Raw genomic sequence first — 25,861 nt, 5'->3', positions numbered from 1 at the left:
TTATCTAAAATACTACCCCCCCGCCCTACCCGCTCTCCCGGGGCCTATTTGCGGGGGTTTCAAATACGTTGGCAACCCCCCTGTGACCCGGGGGGCCCCGGCCGCTCCGGGGGGCGGGGACGAAGGATGAGAGGGCGAATTGGGACATGACCACGATCTCGGATGCCGATGACGCGCAGGGCGGACCGCGCAAGCCGGTCTTGAGTCTTCGCGGAATTTCCAAGCATTTCGGCGCCGTGTCCGCCCTGACCGATGTTGATCTCGATGTGCATGCCGGCGAAGTCGTGGCACTTGTGGGTGATAACGGTGCAGGAAAATCCACGCTGGTGAAGATCCTTGCCGGCGTGCACCAACCCACCTCCGGAACGATCACGTTCGGCGGTGAACATGTTGTCCTGTCCGACCCATCCATGGCACTCGGCCTCGGCATCGCCACCGTTTTCCAGGATTTGGCCCTCTGCGAGAATCTCGACGTGGTCGCAAACATCTTCCTCGGCCGCGAGCTCAACCCGCTGCGGCTCGACGAGGTCTCCATGGAGCTTCGCGCCTGTACCTTGCTCAACGAGCTGTCAGCGCGGATCCCGAGCGTGCGAGAGCCCGTGGCGTCGCTCTCCGGCGGACAGCGCCAGACCGTGGCGATCGCGCGCTCGCTGCTGACTGAGCCGAAACTCATTCTGCTCGACGAGCCGACTGCGGCGCTCGGCGTTGCCCAAACCGCTGAGGTGCTAGACCTCGTCGAACGCGTTCGCGCACGCGGTCTCGGCGTCATCATGATCAGTCACAACATGGAGGACGTCCGCGCGGTTGCCGATCGGATCGTGGTGCTGCGCCTCGGTCGCAACAACGGCGAGTTCGATCCCGACGTGTCCAATCAGGATCTCGTTACGGCGATTACCGGAGCGGACGAAAATTCTGTCTCGCGCCGCGCCAGGCGGCGCCGCGCCCATCAGTCGCCGGAGCTTGGGCGATGACCGACGACACGCAACAGGTTTCGACGGCGCGGTTGCTCGACCGCAGTGACGAACGAGTCAAGCACGCGGACACGCTTGGAAACACGATCGGCGCCTTTGTGGACCGTGTGCGGTCGGGCGATCTCGGATCGCTGCCGGTGGTCGTCGGGCTCATCGTCATCTGCGCGGCGTTCGAGACTCTCAACCCTGTTTTTCTCGCGCCGAACAATCTGGTCAATTTGCTTTTCGATTGCGCGACAGTGGGTGTGATCTCGCTGGGCATCGTCTGTATCCTGATGGTCGGCGAGATCGATCTGTCGGTCGGATCGGTGAGCGGGTTCTCTTCGGCGCTCGTCGGCGTGCTTTGGGTCGCTCAGGATTGGCCGGTCGCCGTGGCGATCGTCACGGCGTTGGTGCTGGGCGCTGCCATCGGCGCGCTCTATGCATTTTTGTTCAATCGTCTGGGTATGCCGAGCTTCGTCTCGACGCTGGCCGGCCTGCTGACGTGGCTCGGCCTGCAGCTGTATCTGCTCGGCTCCTCCGGCTCGATCAACCTTCCGTATGGATCGGCGCTGGTCAATTTCGGACAGATGCTCGTCATGCCGTCGATCGTATCCTACGTGCTGGCGGCGGTCGCGAGCGTGGTTATGTTCGTGACCGGCTACCGAACGGCCGCGCGCCGGCGGGCGGCGGGGCTATCGGCCAGTTCGCTTGGTCGCATGGTGCTGAAGGCGCTGCTGGTCACCATCGTGCTCGAATTCGTTGTCTATTATCTCAATCTCGGGCGCGGCATTCCCTGGATGTTTGGTCTGTTCGTCGGCTTGTGCGTGATCATGAATTACGCATTGACGAGAACCAAATGGGGCCGCTCGATGTCTGCCGTCGGCGGCAATCGCGAGGCGGCCCGTCGGGCTGGCATCAACGTTCGCCGGGTCTATTCGACCGCATTCATGCTGTGCTCCACGCTGGCCGCGGCCGGCGGCATTCTGGCCGCAGCGCGGCTGGCATCTTCCAGCCAGCAGGCCGGGACCGGGGATGTGAACCTCAACGCGATCGCCGCCGCGGTCATCGGTGGCACAAGCCTGTTTGGCGGCCGCGGGAGCGCCTATTCCGCGCTCCTCGGCGTCATCGTCATCCAGTCCATCGCGAGCGGCCTCACGCTGCTCGATCTCTCCTCGTCGCTGCGGTACATGATTACGGGCGCGGTCCTTGCCATTGCAGTCATCGTCGATTCGCTGGCACGGCGCTCGCGCCTTTCCCACGGCCGAGCTTGAACAACTCTCATAGGAAAAGGACAAGCCTTGGCCCAGGAACTTGCAGAAAAAGTCGCGGCGATCACCGGCGCCGCATCGGGCATCGGTCTCGAATGCGCCAGAACATTGATCGGGGCCGGCGCGCGGGTGGTGCTGATCGATCGGGCGGAAGAGGCGCTGAGCAGCGCCTGCGTTGCGCTGGGCGATCAGGCGATTCCGTTACGTATCGACCTCACCGATCCCCTGAGCATGGAAGCGATGATGCCGCAGGTGCTGGAGAAAGCGGGTCAACTGGACATCTTCCATGCGAATGCTGGTGCCTATGTCGGCGGCGAGGTGCTTGGCGGCGATCCCGACGCGTGGGACCGCATGCTCAATTTGAACGTCAATGCGCTGTTCCGGTCGATCCATGCGGTGCTGCCGCACATGGTTGAGCGCAAGAGCGGCGACATCATCGTCACCAGTTCGATCGCAGGTCTCGTGCCTGTCGTCTGGGAACCGATCTATACCGCGTCCAAGCACGCCGTGCAGGCTTTTGTGCATACTCTGCGCCGGCAGGTCGCGAAACACGGTTTGCGCGTCGGCGCCGTTGCGCCCGGTCCAGTCGTGACCGCGCTCATCAAGGATTGGCCCAAAGAGAAGATCGAGGAGGAAATGGCGGCCGGTGGCTTGATGCAGCCGGTGGAAGTCGCGCAGGCAGTGCTCTTCATGTTGACGCGCCCGAGAAACGTCACCATCCGCGACCTCGTCATTCTGCCGCAGAGCAACGATCTGTAACATCTTCCGATCGGCGATCCTGAGATGAACAAGCAACCCGATAACCGCCATTTCCTTGGCATCGATGTCGGCACCGGCAGCGCACGGGCCGGACTCTTCGACCGCTCTGGCAGGCTCCTGGCGAGTGACAGCGCCCCTGTTGCACTTTGGCGGGAGGCTGGCGACGTCGTCGAGCAGTCGAGCGAGGATATCTGGCGTGCCGTATGCCGCAGCGTGCGTAGCGCGGTGGTGCAGGCGGGTATCGCGGCGGACAGTATCGCCGGCATAGGCTTTGACGCGACCTGCTCGCTGGTGGTGCTTGGCGAGGCGGGTGTGCCGCTGCCCGTCGGGCCGTCCGGCGATCCTGCTCGCAACGTCGTTGTATGGATGGATCACCGCGCTGCGGATCAGGCGCGCCGTATCAACCAGACGGGCGAGAAAGTTCTCGACTATGTCGGCGGAACGATCTCTCCCGAGATGGAGACGCCGAAACTGTTGTGGCTCGCCGAAAACATGCCCGAGACGTTCTCCCATGCGTGGCAGTTTATGGACTTGACTGATTTTCTCACTTGGCGTGCAACAGGGAGTTTGTCCCGCTCCATTTGTACCGTGACGTGCAAGTGGACCTATCTGGGCCACGAAGACCGCTGGGACGATCAATTCTTCCGCAGGATTGGCCTCGGCGTGCTGCCGGATGAGCAGTTCCGCAGGATCGGCACCGAGATCGTGCCCGGCGGGACCAGGCTGGCAGCGGGCCTGACGGCGAAGGCCGCGGCCGATCTCGGACTCGCGATGGGTACGCCGGTCGCCGCCGGCCTCATCGATGCACATGCCGGCGGTGTTGGTACGGTGGGGGCGCGCGGAGCGGCGGGCACGGTGCTCACGCGCATGGCCTATGTATTCGGAACGTCCGCCTGCACCATGTCGACCACACCGGACCCCTTCTTCGTCCCTGGCGTTTGGGGACCCTATTTCTCGGCCATGGTGCCTGGGCTTTGGCTCAATGAAGGCGGACAGTCGGCCGCCGGCGCTGCGATCGAGCATCTGTTGCAGATGCATCCGAATTCCGCGCAAGCGACACAGGCTGCGGGCCAGAAGCAGCAGACGCTTGCGGATTGGCTTGCCTCGGAAATCGAATCACGCGGCCGTGCCGAAATGCTCCCGGAGTTGGTCGGCCAGCTTCATGTCGTCCCTGAATTCCTCGGCAATCGAGCGCCGTTCGCCGATCCCGGCGCGCGCGCACTGATTGCGGGCCTTGATATGCGCTCGGATCTGGAGAGTCTGCTCGCGCTTTATCTTGCCGGGCTTTGCGGCCTCGGCTGCGGGGCCCGGCAGATCGTTCGCGCTCAGCAAGACAAGGGCATTGCGGTCGATACGATCGTGGTCAGCGGCGGTGCCGCAAAGGGCCGCCTCGTGCGGCAGGTCCTCGCCGATATGACGAGTTTGACGGTCGCTGCGCCAGCCTCTCCGGAGGCCGTCCTGCTCGGCTCCGCGATGCTTGGATCAGTTGCCTCGGGCGACCATGCCGACCTCAGTGAGGCGATGCAGGCGATGTCGGTCTTGGGAGACATCCATCAACCCCAGGCCGCTTTGGCGGGCTGGGTTGATCAGCGCATGGGAGCCTTCGAGGCTCTGCAGAAGGTCGGCCGGGCAATTAGAAGAGCTTCTTAGCTCTTGCCAACTGGACCCGGCACCAAGCACGGCATCTGACCGGGCCGAGGCGCGATCCTAGACCATCCGTGGTTCTGAGAGCCCATGGGGCAAGGTCGTTGCGATCGTGAACGGTGAGCGCCAATGAGGCAGGACCGCTGCATCCTGGCACGACGCATCTGGTCGCGGACCTGACGGAGAAGTTCGACGACATCAACTGGCTCGTCGCGGCCAAAGGCGGTCGCCAGCGTCAGGGGGCGGCTGAAGGGATCCTGTGGGCGGGGAGTAACCCGGGTCTCGCCCCGCTGTAGGCGGGGCGAGATGCCTGCTTTTCTCAGATGAGGAAGTCGGTCGGGTGCAGGCTCGCGGCGTGGACACCGTCGAGTGTAATGGTGTCGCTCGCCGATACATGAATCACGGCATCGCCGTCGGCATTGTCGCTGATCAGCTTCGACAGCGCCGTCCAGTCCGCAAAGCCGTAATCGTGCAGGTTGATCAGATCGTGCTCGGTCACGGTGCTGCCGACCGCCTTGTTTCCTTGATCGAAGTCGGTGATGAGGTCGTTGCCGGAGCCGGTGTTGAAGACGAAGGTGTCGCTGTTCCCGCCGCCCGAAAGCTGGTCATTTCCGGCGCCCCCGTTGAGCATATCCTTGCCGCCGGTGATCGAGCCCGGTGTTGCGGGATCATAGACCTTTGCATCGCCATACAGAAAGTCGGTGGCCGCTCCGCCGGTGAGGATATCGTTGCCGCGATGGGCATTGCCGGACATGGTCGGAGCGTCGCCGAACAGCAGATCGCGCGCATCGTCGGTGTACTCGGTGCTGATCTTGACCGTGAGGATGTCATCGCCACCCTGTGCGTTGTCGGTCAGGGACGTGGAGGAATCTCCCGACAGCGACGCACCGGCCCAGACGTTTTCGCCGCTCATGGTCAAGATGATGTTGTCGTTGCCGCCATGCGCATCGCCGCTGATGGAGCCGATGGCATCGCCGCTGGCTCTCGCTGAACCCTCCCGGGTGTTCAAGCTGATGTCGAGCGTGTCGTTGCCACCCTGCGCCGTGCCGCTCATGGAGCCACCGGCATCGCCGGCGTACACATTGTCGAAGCCTCGCCAGCCCACAGCGCCCGTGATGGTGTCACTGCCGCCGTGCGAATTGCCGGACATGTCGCCGGCGACATCGCCGAAAGCATGCACGTTGGTATACATCGAGTGGTCTTGGGTATCGATCGTGTCGTTGCCGCCCTTGGCGTCGTCGGTCATCGCCTGGGCATCGCCGACCACGAGGGCGGCGTTCCAGCCGTAGTTGACGTTGACCGTGAGCGTGTCGTTGCCGCCGTGGGACTGGCCATGCAGCGTCGTGTTGTCGTCGCCAAAGATCGTGACCTCTGCTTCGGGCTGAGTGATGGTTGCGGTCACGGTGTCGTTGCCGCCCCGGGCGTCCGTGGTGGTCGGAAAGTTCGGATCTCCGATGACGGTTTCGATTTGGCCAAATTGGTCGAGCAGGATGTCGATGGTGTCGTTCGGCAGATGCTGCATGGCGTAACTCCCACTTCATTGTCGGAGGCGGGCCTGACATCGGCAAAACTCTTGCGCGAAGTGCTGTGACCACGCTTCACGGAGACGAATCTAGTTTTGGTCGATGGCGGAGATTTGCTGGAATTCGGGACAGAGTTTGTTCGCGACAGGTTTCGCTGCGCCGTGCGGCGAAACTGGTCGTTGCGCACTCGCGATTGCGATGTCGCCCCGCGCGTCGGGGTACGACATCGCCGCTTTGATTTATTCCCTCAGATGATGAAGTCGGTCGGATGCAGGTTCGCCGCGTGAATCCCGTCCAGCGTGATCGAGTCGTTGTCGGAGAGATGAATCACGGCATCGCCGGAAGCATTGTCGCTGATCAGACTCGACAGCGCCGCCCAGTCCGCGAAGCCGTAATCCTGCACATCGATCAGATCGTGTTCCGCTGCGGTGCTGCCGACGGCCTTGTTGCCCTGATCGAAGTCGGCGATCGTGTCGTTGCCGGAGCCGGTGCTGAAGGCGAAGAAGTCGCTGTTTCCTCCGCCCCACATCCAGTCGTCGCCCGCTCCGCCGTTCAGCGTGTCGCTGCCGCCGGTGATCGAGCCTGGCGCCGCCGGTTCATAGATTCCTGCATCGCCATACATGAAATCCCGGCCGACGCCGCCATTGAGGATATCGTTGCCACCATGAGAATGACCGGCCATGATCGGCGCGTCGCCGTACACTGACGAGACCGCATCCGCGTACTGGCCTTCGATCTTGACGGTCAGGACATCGTCGCCGCCCTCGGTAAGATCCATCAGGGACGTCGACGAGTCCCCCGACAAGGTCGCGCCGGCTATGGCGCTGTCGCCGTTCAAGGTGACCGTCATATTGTCATTGCCGCCTTGCGCGAGGCCGCGCAAGGCGCCGATGGCGTCGCCACTGACGGTCGCCACGCCGTCGTGGTGAGCACGCTGACATCGAGCGTGTCGTTGCCGCCGTGCGAGGTGTCATCATGGAACCGCCGGCATCGCCGGCGAACAGGTTGGCGCCACCGCGCCACGCGATCGAGCCGGTTATCTCGTCATGGCCGCCCTGCGCGTTGCCCGACATGTCCCCCGCGACGTCGCCGAAGGCCGAGACAGTGGTATAGACCGTGCCATGGGCATCCGCGACGATGGTGTCATTGCCGCCCTTGGCGTCGTCGATCATCGATTTGGCATCGCCCACCACGAGAGCGGTGTTCCAGCCGCCGCCGATATCGGCGAACAATGTGTCGTTTCCGCCTTGCGAGTGACCAAGCAGCATCGACTGGTCATCGCCGAAGATCGTGAGCCTCGTATTGAGCTCGGTGACGTTGCCGTCACGGTGTCGTTGCCGCCCGAGACGTCCTTGGCTGCGGGAAATCCGAGATCTCCGTACACGGTCTCGATTTGACCAAACTGGTCAAGGATGACGTCGAAGGTATCGTTCGGCAGATGCTGCATGGCGTAACTCCCATTTCATGTCGGTAGCGGGCCGGACGTGTGCACCAGTCTTGCGACACGCTTGATCGACACGCTTCACCGGAAGCAAATCTGCCCTTGGCAAATGGCAGAGATTTGAATGAATTCAGGAGAGAGATTGATTGCTCGCATCGATCTGCGGTCGCGCCCGCGAGAAAGAGAATGTTGATGGAACTGTCGGCGAGGATCTACGGCCGATTGGCGCGTTCGAGTGCGAGCTTACTTCTCCTCTGGTTGGGATGAAGCGCCGCTTTCGCCGTCGTCATTTCCTCGATCAAGTCGGCGATACCGTCTCTCGCGATCTTGTCAGTGACAAGAGACAACAACCGACTATGGCGCGCGATCTTGTTGTCGATCTCATCGCATTTGCCGCACGTGAGCATACCCTGCGCTATTGCAGGCGGAGCGAACGAGGCAACTGAGACTAAAAAATGTTCATTGCCGAGCTTCGTTCCTGCCGCCATGGACGGTTGGGACGCTGGCTTGCTGTGCGAGCCAGTGACGGCGGTGGTTTTTACTTGTGCGTCGGTGGGACCTCATTGAGGAGCTTCGAGACCGCAGTGACAAGCTGGGCCGGTGCAAACGGCTTCTGCAACAGGATGCTATTTGGGACGCCCTGCGAACCCCAATCGTTACCTCGGCAGACGAGAGGATGTCAGTCGCGAAGCCTGCCTCCAGCAGGGCTTCCTCGACACCGCCTGCAATGGGTATTCATCCTCCACCACCAAGATGAGAGGCGACGGCGCTGTCATGTTCACTCCGTCTCGGAACGCTGAACCTACTATGTTGCGGCGCTTTGTTCCCTGAAAATGTGTCCAAAAGTGAACATAGGCCGATCCGAGGGCCCCAGGGAGCTGGCCGGCTGCATGGCGGATATCAAGGCCGACGAGACGGAGCATGGGCGCACTCTCAATCTTCCGTGGTGGAGGACGTAGCGCCGATCCGCATGATGGTCTGCGACATGCTGGAGGAGTTGGGCGACAAGGTCATCGCCGAAGCAGGCACCCTGAAGGAAGCAATCGAAGTCGCGCGGGTGGCAGACTTCGATCTGGCCATTCTCGACCTGAGGCTTGCCGATGAAACAACTGAACTGGTGGCGGAGATCACTCGTGGTCGCGGGTTGCAATTTTTCTTCCTGACCGGCCACACATCCGATGGATTGCCGGGCGGCTTCCGCAATGCTCCCCGATTGGAGAAGCCCGTCCTCTGCTCCGCGCTCGCGGAGATGATCGAAAACTGCGCCAGGTCTTGACCAGCGAACAGGCCGCTCGCGGGGAGTTTCACGCTGCCAACTTGCCCTTCGCCAAGCTTTCAAGATGTTTCCACGCCAAAGCGGCCCTCAACCACTTCAAACGCTCGGCAGCACAGGTCGCGGCGACCGCTTTGCGCATTGCGGCGATGGCCTCTGCTTGATGGTCAAGGTCTCCGGTCATCGGAGCGATCATTCGCTCGAATTATTAAAGCCGACGAAAATTTACGGCCCGGAAAACTACCGGCTTGCCCCGCCGTGGAGCCTCCATCCAAACCCTGTGCTCGCTCAGTCCGGCGCCATCCGCTCGCCTCGTCCTGCGAGATAGGCATCATATGTTAAAGCACGACTCAGCAATTGCAGCCCGATAACCTGGCAACAGGCTGGGGACGCGGGACGATGGCACAGTCACGCTATCCGTTGATCCGGAGGTGGACACCGGAAGAGCATCAACAGCTGCTGGTGATGGCGGCGGCTGGGCGCCGACCCGACGAGATCGCCCAGGCGCTCGGCAGGACAGAGCCGGCCGTGCGAGGCCGCGCCAACCTGCATAACATCCCGCTGCGACTGGTGACGCAAAAGCGAAACGGCCCATGATCAAGGGCGCGTTTATGGACCAATGCCGATGGACTATTTCGTGTGCCTGGCGAGGGGAGGCGGCCGCATCTTCGTCATCGACACCGGGTTCAATGCCGAGGTCGCGAAGCAGCGCAGGCGGAATTACCTGCGCTGCCCGGTAGAGACGCTTGCCGCGTTCGATATCGACGCTGCCCACGTCAAGGACGTGATTCTCACGCATCTGCACTACGACCACGCCGGCAATTTCGACCGATTTGCGCATGCGCGGTTTCACCTTCAGGAGCGCGAGCTTGCCTGTGCGACCGGGCGCTACATGCTTTATCCTCGGCTGTCGCATTCGTTCGAGGTCGAGGATGCCGGGAAGCGTAGCTGTGCACGTTACATCGGTGCGGTCGCTGCTCGCCGACGAGACCTCGACCGGCTCGATGCTGCCGTGAATACCAGGCTGCCTTGGGCCGCAGGGTACCGGACCCGCTGCCGGGCGCCAGGGCGCCGCCATTCGTGCCGGTGCTGCCGATGATGCCTGTACCGCCGAGTATACCGCACCGTCTGGCTGCTGGCTGCGAGGGCCAATGAAAGGATCGGGTAGGTCCGATGACCTTTCGCACTGCCCGGTCGCTGCCTTCGGAAGGCGGCGCCAAATGTCGGTTCGTAGACGAGCACCGAGGTTTGCAACGCAGCGCCAAGCCGACGCGACTGGCTCATCCTCAATGGAAGTTGGCGCTCGGTCGGCGTGTTTGCTCACGGAGGCCGATGACCGAGGAACTCCAGAACTCTATTTGGCGTGCGACAAGATCCTTTATTGCCAATCAGCCCGGCGCTAGTCTCGAGCCCATTGAGGCGCCGTAAACTTATTCCAGCCGCGAGTTGAGGGGCGTTCGATTGCATCGGAAGGAAGATGGATGAGGGCAGTGATCGTCGGTGCGGGAATGGGCGGGTTGATGACGGCCTTGGCGCTGCGTCAGTCGGGAGTGTTCGCATCGGTCGATGTCTACGAGCAAACGAAGGTGCCTAGCACCGCAGGCGCCGGGTTGAACATCCCGCCCAACGGGGCGCGAATATGTCGTTGGCTAGGCGTCGACCTGGATGGGGGAGATTCCAAAGGCCCCGACGGGGTCATTGACGGCGGCCGCGCGGCAATCCTGGAGTCGACACGACAGTTCAACGCAGATGGGAGCGTGACAAAGAGGCCATTCGATCATGTCACCGCCGCAGGCGACGGCGCCGGCTTTCATCACATGCACAGGCTGGACCTTTTGATGTGCCTGTACAAGCGAGTGTCCGACTTCGGTATCGACAGCGGCGCGCCATGCCCGATCGCGGTGCACATGGACTGCAGACTGACGCAGCTGCGTCAGACCGCAGGCGAGGTAATAGCGACCTTTTCGAATGGTCGAACCGCCACGGGAGAGCTTCTCGTAGGTGCGGACGGGATCAACTCTGCGACGTTACAGCTGGCGTGGCCGAATTCGCGTCCCAAGCGTTGGACGGAGGTAACCTGCTTTCGAGGACTCATTCCGCGGACGGGGGTTGCGTCCCTCCGCAAAGCGAACGGTAACCCGCTGGACCACAATCCCATCAACTCCTTCAGCATAGACCGCCATCGGGCGGATAGGAGCGGCGCGACCACGTACTGGGTACGCGGCGGCGAGTTGTTGAACGTGTGGATCGCGCATTATGAGCCTGAGTCCGCCGCGTTCGAGCAGGAGGAGGGCGACTGGTTTCCCGTCAGTCAGCAGGAGATCGTTCGCGAGGTCGGCGAGGCATTCGCGGGCCATCCCAGCAGAGACGACCTCATCGCTCTGTCGGGGGCGATCGTTCGTCCTACCAAGTGGGGTCTCTACGATCGCGATGCGCTCGAAACCTGGGTGCAGGGCCGCATCTGCCTGCTCGGTGACGCGGCGCACCCGATGCTTCCCACATTCGGTCAAGGAGCTGCTCAGTCCTTCGAAGACGCCGCCGCCCTTGCCAGCGCCTTTGCGCTTCACCAGCGCGATGTGCCTACAGCCTTGTTGCACTACGAACGCGTGCGGCATTACCGCGCTACCCGCTTTCAATTGGGATCCAAATTCGCCTTCGACCATTTGCGAGCGAAGGACACCGCTGAGCAGAAGGCGCTACTGGAGAGACTCGATGAGCGTGTGAGTCCTGCCTTTGCCCACGATAAGCGCGGCGGCGAGGACGATTCCTGGATCTACGCCTACGACGCCCGCAAGATCGGCAGCGAGTTGCCTGCCAAGAGGCTAGGTCCGTGGGACTTCCGCCGAACCGCCAAGGTAAGGTACGGTGGGATCAAGCTCTGGATGCCCGCCAATCCGGCGAAGGGTACGCGCCGCGTCACGCGCGAAGAGGTCGCTCTGCACAACACACAGAACGACTGCTGGATCATCATCTCGGGAAAAGTTTATGACATCAGCGAGTGGGCCCCTCATCACCCTGGCGGCGCTGGAATCGCACGAATGTACGCTGGCAAGGAGGCCACTGCCGAATTCGGTGACTATCACAGCACCGAGGCCGTCGCGCACATGGCAAATTTTTGCGTGGGCGCTCTCGTCGAGAATTGAACCACCTCGTCGTAGCCGGGCACCCGGCGGCACTGCCGTAGGCCGCATCCGAGCCGCGCCATCGACCCGCCTCGCACATCGCGAAGAGAATTCCGACAGCCGGTAGACTTCCAAATATCGTGCCGGCTCGCGACGGCTGAGGCGCACGACATTCGCGGGCCAACGCACTTACCGTCACGCGAGACGACCGCATCGGTCGCCGAGGCGAGTCATGCCATTCGAGTTCTGGTCGTGGAGGATGAAGCTCGGATCTGCAGCTTGATCGAGGACGCCTTTTCGACGGCGGTTTCGAGGTGCCTACTTGATCAATTCGGGGGACGGTCGCGCGGACGACGAACCGGCCGCGCGAGTAGCCGCCGGAAACCGAGGCTCGCAATCCTCGACCTGCGCCTCGAGGAAGCCGTTCGCGACAATGAGCGCCTTGACCGCCTCCCGGGTGTCTCGACCTCAGGCAGCGATGGCCTGGTCGGGGGCAGCCTCCAATTCGAACGGTACCGGTCGGGATGGCTCCCGATCCCGATTCACTAACCCAAGTCTACCTAAGTATGGTCACTTCATACCTGCGCGCGATGGCGCCGACCAAGGGCTAATGTTACTGATACATCCAGACTGAAAAGTAACGGAACCGGCCCTGCGAGCCGGCAGTTGCGGGACGAGACCGGCGGCGTAGCGCCCGCCGGCCCTTCTCCCGATCTAGCGGCGCTTCGCCGCTCAACTGACGCTTACGGCCGTAGTTTGTGCAGAGAGTCCGCCATGAGAAACATCGCCGACCTCCTGATGTGGTTCAGACGGGGAAGCCAACGCGTGTCCAATACTCAGGTTGCAGCTATGGCTGAAGATCGATCCAGCATGGCTGATTTTGTCCGGATCCTGCAGGCCTGCGATCAAGCCCAGTAAGACAGGGGTTTGGTGCGAGCGCGTCAGTCCGTGATGCGGACGTCCGAGCAAACCAAAAGCCAAGACCTCACACCACACCGCGTCCAGCTGTTTATGCCTAGCACGTCCGTTCAGGGTCAAACGGCGACAAGAGCAGAGGACTCTGATTTGCAGCTTCGGGCAAACTGCGGAAGTCACTCGGCTCCAGCCTTGGTTCAGTTCGGCGCTGATGTCAGTCAGCCCCAACGGTTCGCGCGCCGCATACAATGAAGCTAGCGCGGGATTCTGCTAGGTCCGGGCCGGGCCCAGCAACTGCCTGCTGAGACCTCCAATGACTTCGCACTATTGCATTGGCCCCCCGCGCCGCGCTGCCAGCAACATGAACCGCCTGCATGTCCCGTTCCTGCAGGGCACCCGCCGCATTGACAACGACATCAACGCCGGCAAGAGCGTCCTTCCATTTCGAAGCGTCGGTGGTCCGACCATATCGAGGGTGATGTGGTGCGTATCAGGTGCGGTGGGTGGTGCGACACCAATACGCATTCGGGCCCTTCGGCGGACAGTCTGGCCTGGATTGTCGATCGAACAAGCCCCGTGCCACCAACGAGACGGATGCGCATTGACTGGTCCTTCGATCGGCGGCGGCTTTCGCAAACTTCTGATCGAACAATTAAAGGTGCGGACGGTTAAAGCACGGCTGAGGCAATCGTTCCTCGCGGCGGAACAGGTGAGTTGGCCGCAAGCAGCGCCTTACCGTTGGCAAGCATCGCTTTTCGAGCGCACGACGATCGCCACCGACGTTGCGGCGTCATCGATATCGACGGCAGGTCATTCAAAGGGCCAGATCCGGCATTACGGCTTCCACTTCGTGCCGCTTAGTCGAAGATCTCTTGAATCGGTGACATGTCGGCTTTCGGCGGCCAACCACAAGTAAGTTCAGCCTAGCATCTACCGCTGCTGTTGACTCCAAGCAGATGAAGCCTTGGGATGGGTATACGACTGCCGAACCCGTCGAACTGGGCCAGGGACTTGCGGGAGCACAACCACATTCTTGGTGAGCTCTTAGCCAGTGTTTCTGACCGCCTCTGCCAGCATGGAGTAGAGCTGCTGCTTGCTGAATTCCTTGGGCGGCTGCCTCTGCACTGCGTTCCGCGACACCTTCCGTGCGACTGGACGGGCGCAGGCAGCCGACGAGGTCGGCCTCAGCTTCGGGCGCGGCCTTATCTTGGGCGTTGCTGTGGGCGGCTTGTGGCCGCGCTTCAAGCCCAGACGGGTCAGCATGCCGCAGACCGCGTTACGACTGCACCCGAGACGACGCGCAATCTGCGCCGCGCTCTGTCCTGCGGACCAGAGCCTGTTGAGGAGCGCTATGTCTTTCGCATCCCAGCCCATGAGAGATATTATAGCGCCGGCTGCCGAACACGCCAGTCTAGTCTTCGTCCGGCTCGCGCACGACCGGCGGTTCGTCGGCGTCATCTTCCTCTTCGTCGTCCTCGTCGTCTTCATCGGGATCTCTTGGCGGCATCGCGGTGCCCATAAGCACAAGCGGTGTCCAGTAGATCGCGGCGGTGGAAAATGCTTCGAAGGTATGTTGCTTCATGTGGCTGCTACTCCTCGAGAATACGCGTAGTCGCATATTCATGGCGGATGGCATGCGCGTCCAGGGCGCGATCGGTGCAAACGAGATGGAAACATCAAGTCGACGACATGAGCAAAGGAGGGCAACCGGCACGCAAATGGCGGCCTTTTCAGCTACTTTATGCCCGAGAACTCATTCGGCTCTATGTTCACCAAAACCTCGCCGGTGGTGATTTCGGGAACTCCAAGATCGAGGTCATGTAGACTTGCTTGAACAAACGCGAGTATCTTGTCGTTCGCTGCATTGGCGCTTTCGCGATCGTCAAATATCATCACGGCGATACCAACGCCGTCGCCCGCATCCAGAACTTGGTAAGATCTGAAGCCGTGCGATTGCCTTAGGATCTGGCCGACGCCGCTCTTGGCGCGGCGAGCGGCGTCCGCTACCGAACGAACCTTGGTGTACTTGCGAATGACCATGTACATGAGGCCACCATGCGCCACACGCCTCGACGCATCAAAGCATATCGGTCCCGGTCGGACTAGGGCCAACTTCCGAGACCGGGCCACAGTGTCCGGCTAGGGGAACCGGGCAACGCGCCTTTTCCAATGAGTCCTCCTCGCCCTGCGCATGGGGCGAGGTGCTGAGGCTCAGGAGCCCTCGAACTTGAACGATACGTTGAGCTTGGCGCGATAGGCCTCGACCTTTCCCTTGCCATCGAGCTGCATATCCAGCTTGACGACCTCTGCAATGCGAAGATCTCGGAGAGATTTTGCAGCTTGCTCGACCGCATTTGCGGCGGCCTTCTCCCACGAGTCGTTGCTGGTACCGACCAGTTCAATGACCTTGTAGACGCTATCAGGCGTGTCGTCCTCCTGTCCGGGATGACGAAGGAAATCTAGCATCAGGATCTCGACCCCGATACGGGGATGCCGTCCGGAGCCGGAAAAGGACAAAATTGCATTTGGCGGGGGCAGCTTTTGGCCGGAGCCAACCTGCCGGGCCAGCGCCATCATGTCCGCTCCTAGCGAGCAGACGGAAAAACGTCCGATTGCCTGTCACTTTCCTGTTTGACCCGGTGCCGACCATTTCAGTCTCGGGTCACTCGATCGCGGCTGCTGAGACTAACCAAAAATACGAACCGGCTAAGCCGTCCAAGCCCCTGGCTCCGGCGCTTGCCACCAGGCAGGGATTCGCATCCGTGCTGGCTTGCCCTTGTCCACCTGCTCTAGCGACGGTCTGTAGATAGCTATCGGTCAGATCTCATGATTGGCCGCGGAAGCAGGAGCACTACATTGATCTGGCGATCGAGGATCGTCGTGGCGATGATCGTCGTCTTCGAACTCATCGTGGCGGAGCATTTAACTTAGTGCTAAAGACAACCCTCGCTCAGGCCGGCAGACCGGCATCACATCCACAATCTTGCCTCCCGACCGGTTGCGCTTTCACATTGCCATGCCAGCGTGGAGATCGGTCCAAATCTTACCGCAGCGTCGCCCATCAACCGGGTGGTTGCGTCGCGGACCGAGGACAGGATCGTCGCCCGGCGAAACGTGGACGGCGATTAATTGAGCGCGCTGCCGCGTATTGCCGCCAAAGTGAGCTTATGAATTCGGAGGCCAGGCCCGCAATTAATCCATCACGCTGCCAGATTTAAGCCGCATGGGGCCCATATCGCCGCGAAGGCTTTGCCGGAGGGGACGCATTGGCGCGAATATCGGTGTTCGCAGTGCAATAGATCTTGCTCACTGTCCATTCGGTCTTGAACGAGGAGCAGAAGCCCTCCGTGGCCGCGTCGTTCCTTCTTGCTCGCAATTTGCGTTCGACCTTTATGGATCACTCGGCCTCGAGCTTCATGCCTTTCGGCTCGGCCAGAGATCAAAGAGCGTCAAGATGTTCTGCCGACGCCCGCCGCCCTGGAGCAGGACAACCGACATGCTCGCGATGCTGGCGACGCTGGAGTTCTCGATCTCTGCTCTGTCGCGCCTTGGCCCCTGTCGCTAGCGCCCCTGAAACCTGAACAGCACATCCTGCATGAGCCTCATCCCGCAGGATGCGCTCTTCAGAAGCTAGAACCGACAGCTATCAGCGGCAGCCGTAGCGACCGTTAATCAGAACGCGGAGACATGCCGTGCCAACCGCGGCCGCGCCAACGGCCGCGCCGCCTACGACCGCGCGCCATGTGGTGCGCCGTGCAACGCCGGCGACTGACACGAGTGTCAAGGGGCGCCCGACGCGCAGGGCGCCAATTTCCTCTATGTGCGCCGTAATGGGCCCTAGGGTTACCGGATCAACCAATTTGCAGCGCCGCGCGCCAATCAGCGTGAGGATGATTGGGGGGCGTGCCCCGAATCGATGTGGTTTGCCATCGAAGCCGTGTGCGAGCGGCCACTAATCCTTACCTCCTCGTGATCTATGGCCTTTCCATGCTCGATCTAGTGGAAGGCGGATGCACTTAGGACGAAGTGATGCACTGGCGCGAGCGGTTCAGGGCTCGCTGCGGGGCGGCCTGACGTTGCTCAGCAACAAGTCCGCTGCCAAGATCGACACGCTGGTCTATCGCATCAATCACGCCCCAACCGCGCCCTGTTTCGCCGGGGCAGTTCGGAAGAGCGGAAATCGATCCATTGCCAGTGATCGTCCCCTGAGGCACGGCTTACGGGCACCGAGTCGGCCATAGGCTCGATTGCCGCAGTGGCTGACGTGACGAGCGCGAACAGAGCGATGAGAACGAGCGGCGATGTTGGATCAGCGGATCCCCGGTTCGAGCCCTGGTGCGCCAACCATATCAAAACTGTTCGTATTCAATTAAATTACGGATGGGGTCGACGAGAACAAGGCGGATCTGGTGCGACGTTTTTTGCGTATCGTGCCCCGGATAGCAGTGCGACTTATGCTTTTCCTTTGTTTCTGCATCTTCGCGCAATGCGATACGGTGTGCAGATTAAACGGCACAGGTCGATTACGCGCTCGTCGTAGAATAGGATACCAAGGCGCGCAAATGCACAACCTGTTTTGCCTAGTCGCCTCGTGATCCCTCGACCGTTTCTGCGACAGCTTGGTGATTTAATCCCCGTCGCGGCAGCCAGGATCGGCAGGGCTGCGATCGACTTGATCTTCTCGATCGCAAAGCGCGAGGTGCGTGCTCGAAGTTGGAACCAGCAATCCGGCCATAATCAAGAAGCGTCGGCAGGGTGGGCTGGTACGGTGAAGTGAAAAATTGCGCCGTGGGGCTGGTTGCGCGTCACCCACAAGCGTCCGGCATGCGCTTCGATAATCGAACGACAGATCGACAGTCCCACCCCCAAACCGCTGGGCTTCGTCGTGTAGAAGGGGGCGAAGGCGTGCTCGAAGGTTTCAGAGCTCATCCCCGGTCCCGAGTCCTTCACCTCGACGAGAACACCGTCCGGTGCACCCTGCGCGGTGGTGATCAGCACTTTCTTGGCTCCATTCGCGACCGTGCCGATTGCCTGGACAGCGTTGATAATCAGGTTGAGAACCACTTGTTGCAATTGGACGCGGTCGCCCTCGACAAGCGGTAAGCTGTCTGCAAATTCCGTCTGCACTGAGATGCCGTTCTTCATCGCTTCGCCGCGGGTAAGCTCAATAACGTCCCTGATCGCCTCATTGATGTCCAAGCGATCCTTCCGGGGCGGTGCTTTTTTTACGAGATCGCGAATTCGTTGGATGATGTCGCTGGCCCGAGCGGTATCGTTCATAAGCCAGTCCAGTGATTCCCTGACCCTCTCAAGATCCGGCGGATTTCTGTCCAGGAAGCGCGCGGCCGCACCAGCATTCATGGATGCCGCGGCAATCGGCTGGCTCACTTCATGCGCGATCGAGGCCGTGAGTTCGCCCATGGTGGCGAGGCGGTTAGCGTGCGCAAGCTCCTTCTGTATCTCGCGCAGCGCCTCTGCGGCCCGCTTCTGTTCGGTGATGTGCCGTCCAACGCCGCGATAACCGATGAAGTGGCCGGACTTGTCGAGCACCGGTAGCCCGGAGACGGACACGTAGCGCTTGCCGCCATCGGGCGTAGGGCGCGCGAGCTCGAAATCGCGGAACGGCAGGTGGGCATCGAGCGTCTCCCGATGCTTGCGCCAAGCCTCCTCGTCGGGCTCCAAGTAGGGCACTTCCCAGCGCGTCTTACCAAGTTCAGAGCCCGACGCGGGTGCGTCGACCATGCCTTCGGCGAATTCCTGGCGAATGAAACGATGCCGCGCATCGGATTCCCAGTACACGTCGAAAGAGAACTGTACGAGAGTCCGGAAACGCTCCTCGCTCTCCTGCAGAGCCACTTCCGATCGTTTGCGCTCCGTCAGGTCAACGACAAAGGAGACGCCCTGGTCTCGTTGTTCGTCGAACGCAGCCATGCCGATCAACACCGACACGCGGCTTCCGTCCTTGCGGAAATACTCTTTCTCGAACGGCTGCACGCTACCCATCTTTTTTAGTTCCGGGATCCACCATCGCTCGTGGCGGTCGAGCCATTCAGGCGGCGTCAGGTCAGTCCAGCGCAGGCGGCCCGAGACGAGATCCTCACGGTCGTATCCCGCGATGTTGAGAAACGCATCGTTGGCCTCCAGAATCGAACCTTCAAGCTCCCAGATGATGATTCCGATGATGTTGGCATCGACAAGGCGTCGGATTTTCGCTTCCCGTTCTCCGAGATCGCGGTACAAAGCCGCATTTTCCAGCGCGATTGCTGCCTGTGAGGCGAGCAGCTTCAGCACCGCAATTCGCGCCGGTGCAACAACGTTGGGCGTCAGTGTATTCTCGAGGTAAAGCACGCCGATAACTTTCGCACGGTTGATCAGGGGCATGCAGAGAATGGAACGAGCGTTGCGCTGATTAACGTAGGGGTCCGCGGCAAAGGGAGGCTGGACCGTGGCATCCTCGAGAACCGCGCACTCTCTGGTTCGCAGTACGTAATGGAGAACGGATTCGGGAAGGAGATCCGCGGTCACCGCTGTATTGCGCATTTCAACAGTAACTTCATCGCCGGTTGTGGTGGCTTCCGCTTCGATGCGCGGCTCGGTGTCGTGCGACAAGATCAGCAGACCGCGTTCAGCCCCTGCTTGTTGGATGGCAGTGCGCATGAGCGTCTCGATAAGCGTCTCCAGAACCATCTCACCTGACACCGCTTCCGACACCTTGATGACAGTGGCGAGGTCGAGATGCTCGACCGGCGCTCCAATCGTGCTCATCGGGCCTGGCTCTGATCTCGCCTCCCTGAGGTGCGGATGCATATCCTCAAGTTGCCGCACTTTGCCGTCTGCCCCCCAACGAACATAGCAGTCGCGCGCTCTCCGCAAATAGATGCCAGAAAAGTCTTCGAAACCACGCTCGCCGTAAAACCGCGCGGCCAATTCATAAGCGAGCGCCTCGTGGTGGACGAAGCCGTTGTCGCGAGCGGAGCGGATGGCTTGTTCATAGAGACGCTCCGCGTCCAGTTCTCTGCCTTGGATACGGGCGATCTCGGCGCCGGTTAGAATAGCGCGGTCCGCGAAATTCTCCGGGCAATTCTGTGCCCACAAATCGAGCTGCGTGTGGTGCCCAGTCAGGGCCTCGAGGTGCCCTTGACGTTGTTCGGGCTGTGCCGAATTCCAGCATGCAGCGTGCGATAGCGCTGCATAGAACTCGTATTCCACCGTCTCGAGTAGCTGCGGTGGTGACCACGGCAGTCTCCGTGCCTTCGATGCGGCGTCGACGGCCGGCGAATAGTCGCCGGCAAAGAAGCACGCTTGCAGCTTGCGGATCCAATACCAGCTCTCGGGCAGCGCGAATGCCGGATCGGCGGCCAAACGCCGTTCGAACCGAAGCTCGTCGGACGGGTCGTCGTGCAGAGCGCCGAAACGCCGCGTCAGGCCGCGCAGCATACGGATTAGCCCAACCTGCGGCATTATGATGTCGGCCACCAACGCAAACTTCGCCTTCTTGCTCAACTGCAACCCGTGCTCGGCTTCGCGCTGCGCTTCTGCAAGCGCATCGCCCGCCGCAAGGAAATTCGTATTCAAGCTGGCGCAGCTGAAGGCCGCGAACGTGACATCGCCACTGCTGCTCGCGGCCTCAAATGCCCGCTGAAAGGCGTCTCGGGCATGCTGGAGCTGCTTGGTCCATGAAAGGACAAGGTTGCCGTAGTTCAGGTAGGTCCTGGCGTGCACGCGCGAAAATCCGCACCGCTCGACCAGCTCAGTGCCGATACGGCTGAATCGAAGGCCCGCCTGATAGTCGCCGAAGCGCGCGCCGGCAATGGCGCCGAACATGACGTAAGGAACGCATGAAGCATCGTTGTTCCCCCACTCGAGGCTGATCTCCACCGCTTTTAGGGCCACCAGTGAGCGAAGGTTCGCATCAGTGAAAAACGCCGGCGGCATGAGCGCCGTCAAAAGATCTATGGTCGCTAGTGCGAGTGCATCACTCATTAGCGGCAGATCCAATAGCTCCTCGACCGACCGATTCCCGAGCCGAGATCGGACGTGCTCGTATTCGCGTCGGACGTCATCATCGCTTGGGTGGACTACCCATCGAATCCCGAGTTGTTCCAGATAGCTGAGACCGGCGCTAACCGCGCGGTCCGGCTCACTGAGCGCCGTATACAGATCCACCCGGCGGCGCGCGACGACAGCAAGGTCGGCGGCGGTCGCGGTTCGCGTCGTCAGCTCCTGTAAGCGCTGTTCTGCCTCCAGGACCGAGCCGGTCACGAACTCGCATTCGGCGCGATGCAACTCGAACGCAAAGGCAAGCTGCTGGCGTTGTTCCCAGCAGTCGTCTGGTAACATTGCGGCACCGGCAGCGGCATAGTTGAGCGATGCCGCGTAGGCCGCCGCCCCCCACGCGCGCAGGCTGGCTGTCAGATTAAGCTCTGCGAGTTGCTCGCGTTCGTCTCGCGAGGTGATCAAGGACCCGCCACGGTTGAGCTGGTTAACGATCTCGAAAATAGCCTTCTCCCACTTCTCCCGGGGGGTCTGCGCCAGTAGCTCCCGACCGATTCGCAAATGCAGCGCCGCGCGTTGATCATCAGCAATCAGCGAGTAGGCGGCTTCGTGCACTCGATCGTGGACAAACCGATACACTCCTGGCTGGTGCTCGACCAATTCCTGGCGAATGGCCTCCCACAGATCCGCGTGTACCCGCTGCTCGGAGCGACCGAGGACGATCGAAATTGTCCTCGTGTCGGCGACGTTGCCGAGACAGGCCAGCCGCTGCAGCGTGATCTGCGTCTCGGCAGGCAGGCGGGTCAGCTTTGCGATCATCAGATCCACGACATTGTCGGTGTGGCCCTTGACGCGAATGCGAGCGAGATCCCAGCACCAGAACCGTGCGTCATGATCGAAGCGGACCAATCCCTCTTCGGCAAGCGCCTGAAGGAATTGAATCACAAAGAATGGGTTGCCGGCCGTCTTATCGTGAATCAACTTCGCGAGTGGCGCGGCACGCTTCGAATCGCAGCGAAGAGCATCGGAAATCAAACGCGAAATGTGTGAGCTGGCAAGCGGCGCTAAAATGATCTGCTGCACGTTAGCGCCAGCACTCTTTATGGCCTCAAGCCTGTACCACAATGGATGAGCGAAAGTGACCTCGTTGTCGCGAAAGGCGCCGATGAGCATCAGGTATTGCAGATCGGAGCGGGTTAAAAGGTCCTCAACCAGATCGAGCGTGGCGGCATCGACCCACTGGAGATCGTCGAGGAACAACGCCAATGGATGCTCGGACTGTGCGAACACCCCTATGAAGCGCCGGAGCACGAGACGGAAGCGGTTCTGTGCTTGCTGCGGGGGGAGCTCAGGGACGGGTGGCTGCTCTCCCACGATCAGCCGCAATTCAGGGATCAGGTCGGTAACGAGTCGTCCATTGGCGCCCAGCGCACCATGAAGCGCTTGGCGCCAGTGCGTCAGCTCGGCTTCGTTCTTGCTCAGAAGGAACCGCACGAGGCTCTGAAAAGCCTCCACTACCGTTGAATAGGGAATATCGCGTTTGTATTGGTCGAACTTGCCTGATGCGAACAGCCCGTGGGACGGAACAAGGCGACGATGGAGCTCATTGACTACCGAGGATTTACCAACGCCGGAATAGCCGGTAACCAGCATCAATTCCGGCGCGCCGCTCTTGATCATCCGGTCAAAGGCGGCCAGCATGGCTTCAATCTCGCGGTCCCGTCCGTAGAGCTTCTCAGGGATCCGCAGTCGGTCGGGCGTGTCGTATTGTGCGAGCGCAAACTCTTCGATGCGGCCTCCGGTTTCCCATTCGATCAGGCAGCGGCGTAGATCATGTTCGAGGCCTGAAGCGCTCTGGTAGCGTTGCTCGGCGGATTTGGCGAGCAGCTTGAGGACTATGGTCGAGATTGTAGCCGGTACAGTGCTTACCCGCTCGCCGGGCGCCACTGGCTTTCGCGCAATGTGGCAATGCACCCACTCCATGGAATGTGCCGCTGAGAACGGCAACGAGCCGGTCAGCATCTGATAGAGCGTAACGCCAAGTGAATAGAGGTCACTGCGGAAATCGATCGAGCGGTTCATCCATCCGGTCTGTTCGGGCGCCATGTAGGGCAGCGTGCCCACGATGAATTCCGGCGGCCCAGGGGCGCGTCGCTCGCGGGCGAGGCGCGAGGCGATACCGAACCCGGTGAACCGGACCCGTTCGTCCTCGCAGTTCACCATAATATGCGCCGGCTTCACGTCCTTGTGGACGAGGCCGCGTTGGTGCACCTTGTTCAGGGCTGCGGCGATGCCGATCGCGAGCTGCAAAAAGCGTCCGATGTCCATGGGCGCACCAAGCAACTGTTCGAGCGGCTGGCCACCAGGATCCTCAAGCAGCAGCACTGGACGGTCACCATCGCACTCCAGCCCGAGCGGCCGCATTGCCCAGGTCTCATCTAATTGGTCTTTCAGCGCAAACTCGTGATCAAGACGATCGAGGAGGCCGGACGAAGCGTGTTTCGCCTTGGGAAGTACCGCCAATACAGTTCTGCATGCGCCATCGGAAGCCGGACGCAATGGCCGACAAAAGATGCGGTCATCGTCCTCCCATAGCACTTGGAACCTGCTGTCCATGCGCATCAACCCAAAACACTGGGTTCAACCCCGAAGCCTCCGCGTGACCAATGTCAGGTGAGGAGGTACTGTGTTGCGCTCTGTGGCCACATCGACACTGCCATAAAAGCGGGGTTCTGCCCAGCGTAAGCTGCGGCGCCAGGCAGATGACGGCGAGAAAGCCGAAGCGGCGCTAGCCGGACATCAACCGTGATCGCGCGCGAGCCGGCGGGCGAATTCAGCGGTGTATCGAACTCGAAATATGCTGCCCGATGCGTCGCCACAACTTCTGCTGGCCGTCCGGACCGGCTCGAATGCGAACGGCTTCTGCGGCTCAGGTGTGGTCTGGGCACCGGATTGCTGTGCGGTGCGGCCCACGAGCTGATTGGCTCATAAAGCGGACGCGCACCGCCTTTGATTTCGGTCGCCGGCCTTCATCCTACTCAGTCGTAACAATCCGTGGTTAATGTCACCATCATTCAGAATTCAGAGCTATCGGATGTAGGCGCGCCAGCCGCTGACAGCGCCCTTTACATCTCGCGGGGTCGATTGGCTTCGGCGCTGGCGTTTCGGTTCTCATGTTGTGCGCGGATCGGCCGATCCGTCGACCGTGCAGGCCGCAGCCTCAAATAGCAGATTGAGATAGTTGCAGGTCCTGATTTGCACTTATGCGGCTGTGTCGTTGGTTCGTTGGTTCGAACGTTTGTGAGATAGTACGACGTCCGAGGACACTTCCTGAAAGTAGCTCAAACTTGCCCATGATAGACCGGAGCGAGAGAGGATGATCGTACCGGTGGTCATCCGCGCAGAGGGTTGAATTGCTGGTCGGCATCGTGAGGTCCTCCCCAGGCGGCGCGGGAGAGGTTTGTGCCCGTTAACAGCGGCGCCGGCCGGCGTGTCGCCCCCTTAGGTTCCTGAGATGATCAGAGCGGCCTGTCCCGTTGCGCAATGCAGCTTACATGGGGACGTCAATTGTCGCACATCTGTGTCGACGAGCCTGGATTTGTACGGGGTTCGCCAGCATAGGCGGGCCGGTGCTCACGAAGCTGGGGCATGAAAGCAACAATCCACAACACGTTGCACCAGCGCACCACTGTTAATTTGCGCGATCGGGACGATTCAGGCCTGCTCTCTGCAACGAACCTAGTAGCTGCGGGGGATGACAATGACTGTCACGCGTGCGATTGGCGCTGCTGCCTTGTTTCTGATGACGCTTAGCTCTGAAGCCTATGCTGCGCGCCAGCACAGACCGGGAGAGCGGATTTCTTGCTCAGAGGTCAAATACTACGTTGCTAAGTATTCGGCGGCCCTGGCTGAGATGTATGCCCGTAACCACGGGGCCACCGGCGCCCAGATCGAGCGGGCGCGGCGTTGCTTGGCCTCGAATGAGGCTGCCGAAACAGGGCAACGCAGGTCCTATAGCGAATGAGCATGACGCAGCCTTCGTAATAAAGCGCGCTGGCCGGGGATATCCTGCAAGGTCAGGGCTGTACGCCTACCCGCGGTCGCAGCTGACGATCGAAGTTAGCTGATTGCCTTGCACGCGCAGATAGGCCTTCCGACTAGTGGCCAGGCGAGCGCGCGATTGCACACTCGCACGCGAGGCCGCTCCGCAGTCATGTCCTCCTCCGCTCATCGCATGCTGATTCCCAATCATCGGTGTCGGGCCATATCCTCTTATCGCTCCAATTTGGTGCCAAAGGCTGTCGCAGCAATTGCACGCTCGACCTCGGAAGCCAACACGCTCAGATGATCGGCAAGCCTCGCGAACAACTCTCGCTTTTGCAGGTCGGTGGCCAGATCGCTGATCGATTTGCAGTCGGCTGCGGCTTTGAGGAGGTTCTCCAGCTGCTCTTGCATGTCTCTCATCGTCTGTGTGCCCCAAAGGCACCCTCGGCTTCATTCAGTTGAACTGATTGAGGCGTACTTGAGCTCCCGTCGATCCATTTCCGAACGGAGCGATTCAGCATAGGTGCGCAGATTGTCGCCAACAACGCGGGAGCGTCCGCCATTTGCGCGATCAGCCAACACCTGTCGCCGCACGCTTTCCCAAAGAGACAATAAGGTCTGATCTTTCGTTTGAAAAGGTCATCCACAGGCCTCCAGTACATGGCGCGCCGATAGTACGCGTACCTCATGAGCGGGATTGTTCGGTTGCGGACATTGCCGTGGAGAAGCTAGGCGCCCGTTGCACATTGGCCACATCGTCCATGTTCGGGATAACGGGCTATCACGCCGAAAGGCGCGATGGTTTGCGGCATCCCCCCGTTTCAGTTACTACGTCGGCAGAACCAAAGTACGCATACGACGAAGGCCGCCTGATTGACACATGCGCGCGAGCGCGGCGAGTTCTACGATGGCGTTGCGTGAAGG

At 61.0% G+C, this 25,861-nt stretch carries 21 protein-coding genes and 1 pseudogene; 12 read left to right on the top strand and 10 right to left on the bottom strand.

The window, feature by feature from the left end:
* Positions 1–146: 146 nt before the first annotated feature.
* The 5 genes from AC0L23_RS23370 to AC0L23_RS23350 all read left to right on the top strand — a co-directional run bounded on the left by AC0L23_RS23370 (position 147) and on the right by AC0L23_RS23350 (position 4,920).
* The gene (locus tag AC0L23_RS23370; protein ID WP_018458782.1) at positions 147–971 is read left to right on the top strand and encodes an ATP-binding cassette domain-containing protein; all 825 of its coding nucleotides are present in this window, start codon (positions 147–149) and stop codon (positions 969–971) included.
* Positions 968–2,224 carry a sugar ABC transporter permease gene (locus AC0L23_RS23365; RefSeq protein WP_018458783.1) on the top strand — a complete coding sequence of 419 codons (1,257 nt, stop codon included), beginning with the start codon at positions 968–970 and terminating at the stop codon, positions 2,222–2,224. The genes AC0L23_RS23370 and AC0L23_RS23365 overlap by 4 nt, the downstream gene beginning before the upstream one ends.
* Before the next feature lie 27 nt (positions 2,225–2,251).
* Positions 2,252–2,980 (top strand): SDR family oxidoreductase, encoded by a 729-nt coding sequence (locus AC0L23_RS23360; RefSeq protein ID WP_018458784.1) that lies wholly within the window; start codon positions 2,252–2,254, stop codon positions 2,978–2,980.
* A 24-nt stretch (positions 2,981–3,004) separates the two neighbouring features.
* Complete coding sequence (locus tag AC0L23_RS23355; protein ID WP_473357445.1) at positions 3,005–4,630, top strand: FGGY-family carbohydrate kinase; 1,626 nt, start codon at positions 3,005–3,007, stop codon at positions 4,628–4,630.
* A 113-nt stretch (positions 4,631–4,743) separates the two neighbouring features.
* Positions 4,744–4,920 (top strand): hypothetical protein, encoded by a 177-nt coding sequence (locus AC0L23_RS23350; RefSeq protein ID WP_158091523.1) that lies wholly within the window; start codon positions 4,744–4,746, stop codon positions 4,918–4,920.
* 23 nt (positions 4,921–4,943) lie between these two features.
* Here AC0L23_RS23350 and AC0L23_RS23345 read toward each other — a convergent pair whose 3' ends face one another.
* The 3 genes from AC0L23_RS23345 to AC0L23_RS23335 all read right to left on the bottom strand — a co-directional run bounded on the left by AC0L23_RS23345 (position 4,944) and on the right by AC0L23_RS23335 (position 7,379).
* Positions 4,944–6,146, bottom strand: coding sequence for a calcium-binding protein (locus AC0L23_RS23345; protein ID WP_456652348.1), 1,203 nt, complete (start codon positions 6,144–6,146; stop codon positions 4,944–4,946).
* A 248-nt stretch (positions 6,147–6,394) separates the two neighbouring features.
* Positions 6,395–7,030 (bottom strand): hypothetical protein, encoded by a 636-nt coding sequence (locus tag AC0L23_RS23340; RefSeq protein WP_473297649.1) that lies wholly within the window; start codon positions 7,028–7,030, stop codon positions 6,395–6,397.
* Positions 7,002–7,379 (bottom strand): hypothetical protein, encoded by a 378-nt coding sequence (locus AC0L23_RS23335; RefSeq protein WP_473297647.1) that lies wholly within the window; start codon positions 7,377–7,379, stop codon positions 7,002–7,004. The genes AC0L23_RS23340 and AC0L23_RS23335 overlap by 29 nt, the downstream gene beginning before the upstream one ends.
* A gap of 355 nt (positions 7,380–7,734) precedes the next feature.
* Here AC0L23_RS23335 and AC0L23_RS23330 point away from each other — a divergent pair, with 355 nt between their 5' ends.
* Positions 7,735–8,034 carry a hypothetical protein gene (locus AC0L23_RS23330; protein WP_473357444.1) on the top strand — a complete coding sequence of 100 codons (300 nt, stop codon included), beginning with the start codon at positions 7,735–7,737 and terminating at the stop codon, positions 8,032–8,034.
* Between the two features lie 524 nt (positions 8,035–8,558).
* Entirely contained in the window at positions 8,559–8,864 is a 306-nt protein-coding gene (locus tag AC0L23_RS23325; protein WP_085351027.1) for a response regulator, read from the top strand.
* A gap of 28 nt (positions 8,865–8,892) precedes the next feature.
* Here AC0L23_RS23325 and AC0L23_RS23320 read toward each other — a convergent pair whose 3' ends face one another.
* Positions 8,893–9,045 carry a hypothetical protein gene (locus AC0L23_RS23320; RefSeq protein WP_157643068.1) on the bottom strand — a complete coding sequence of 51 codons (153 nt, stop codon included), beginning with the start codon at positions 9,043–9,045 and terminating at the stop codon, positions 8,893–8,895.
* 215 nt (positions 9,046–9,260) lie between these two features.
* On the opposite strand from AC0L23_RS23320, the gene AC0L23_RS23315 reads away from it, so the two are divergent.
* From AC0L23_RS23315 to AC0L23_RS23295, 5 genes and pseudogenes are all read left to right on the top strand, one after another.
* Positions 9,261–9,458 carry an SANT/Myb-like DNA-binding domain-containing protein gene (locus AC0L23_RS23315; protein ID WP_244559808.1) on the top strand — a complete coding sequence of 66 codons (198 nt, stop codon included), beginning with the start codon at positions 9,261–9,263 and terminating at the stop codon, positions 9,456–9,458.
* A gap of 28 nt (positions 9,459–9,486) precedes the next feature.
* A pseudogene (locus tag AC0L23_RS23310) lies at positions 9,487–9,792 on the top strand (MBL fold metallo-hydrolase); the annotation flags it as partial.
* 550 nt (positions 9,793–10,342) lie between these two features.
* Positions 10,343–12,004 carry a cytochrome b5 domain-containing protein gene (locus tag AC0L23_RS23305; RefSeq protein WP_473357443.1) on the top strand — a complete coding sequence of 554 codons (1,662 nt, stop codon included), beginning with the start codon at positions 10,343–10,345 and terminating at the stop codon, positions 12,002–12,004.
* Between the two features lie 753 nt (positions 12,005–12,757).
* Complete coding sequence (locus AC0L23_RS23300; RefSeq protein WP_018458798.1) at positions 12,758–12,901, top strand: hypothetical protein; 144 nt, start codon at positions 12,758–12,760, stop codon at positions 12,899–12,901.
* A 310-nt stretch (positions 12,902–13,211) separates the two neighbouring features.
* Positions 13,212–13,814, top strand: coding sequence for a hypothetical protein (locus AC0L23_RS23295; protein ID WP_473297639.1), 603 nt, complete (start codon positions 13,212–13,214; stop codon positions 13,812–13,814).
* A gap of 128 nt (positions 13,815–13,942) precedes the next feature.
* Here the strand turns inward: AC0L23_RS23295 and AC0L23_RS23290 are convergent, their stop codons facing one another.
* The 6 genes from AC0L23_RS23290 to AC0L23_RS23265 all read right to left on the bottom strand — a co-directional run bounded on the left by AC0L23_RS23290 (position 13,943) and on the right by AC0L23_RS23265 (position 25,348).
* Positions 13,943–14,272, bottom strand: a complete 330-nt coding sequence (locus tag AC0L23_RS23290) for a GcrA family cell cycle regulator (RefSeq protein ID WP_085350875.1) — start codon at positions 14,270–14,272, stop codon at positions 13,943–13,945.
* 37 nt (positions 14,273–14,309) lie between these two features.
* Positions 14,310–14,480, bottom strand: coding sequence for a hypothetical protein (locus AC0L23_RS23285; RefSeq protein ID WP_166517563.1), 171 nt, complete (start codon positions 14,478–14,480; stop codon positions 14,310–14,312).
* 152 nt (positions 14,481–14,632) lie between these two features.
* Complete coding sequence (locus AC0L23_RS23280) at positions 14,633–14,944, bottom strand: hypothetical protein (protein WP_085350876.1); 312 nt, start codon at positions 14,942–14,944, stop codon at positions 14,633–14,635.
* Positions 14,945–15,109: 165 nt separating this feature from the next.
* On the bottom strand, positions 15,110–15,475 hold the full coding sequence (locus AC0L23_RS23275; protein ID WP_473297636.1) for a dodecin family protein: 366 nt from the start codon (positions 15,473–15,475) through the stop codon (positions 15,110–15,112).
* A 2,160-nt stretch (positions 15,476–17,635) separates the two neighbouring features.
* Positions 17,636–23,515: an ATP-binding sensor histidine kinase gene (locus AC0L23_RS23270; protein WP_473357442.1), complete on the bottom strand. Its 5,880-nt coding sequence runs from the start codon at positions 23,513–23,515 to the stop codon at positions 17,636–17,638.
* Positions 23,516–25,165: 1,650 nt separating this feature from the next.
* Complete coding sequence (locus AC0L23_RS23265; protein WP_085350878.1) at positions 25,166–25,348, bottom strand: hypothetical protein; 183 nt, start codon at positions 25,346–25,348, stop codon at positions 25,166–25,168.
* Positions 25,349–25,861 lie beyond the last annotated feature (513 nt).

This window comes from Bradyrhizobium sp. MI1.4, assembly GCF_055811315.1.
This window is presented reverse-complemented; position numbering and strand designations above follow the sequence as displayed.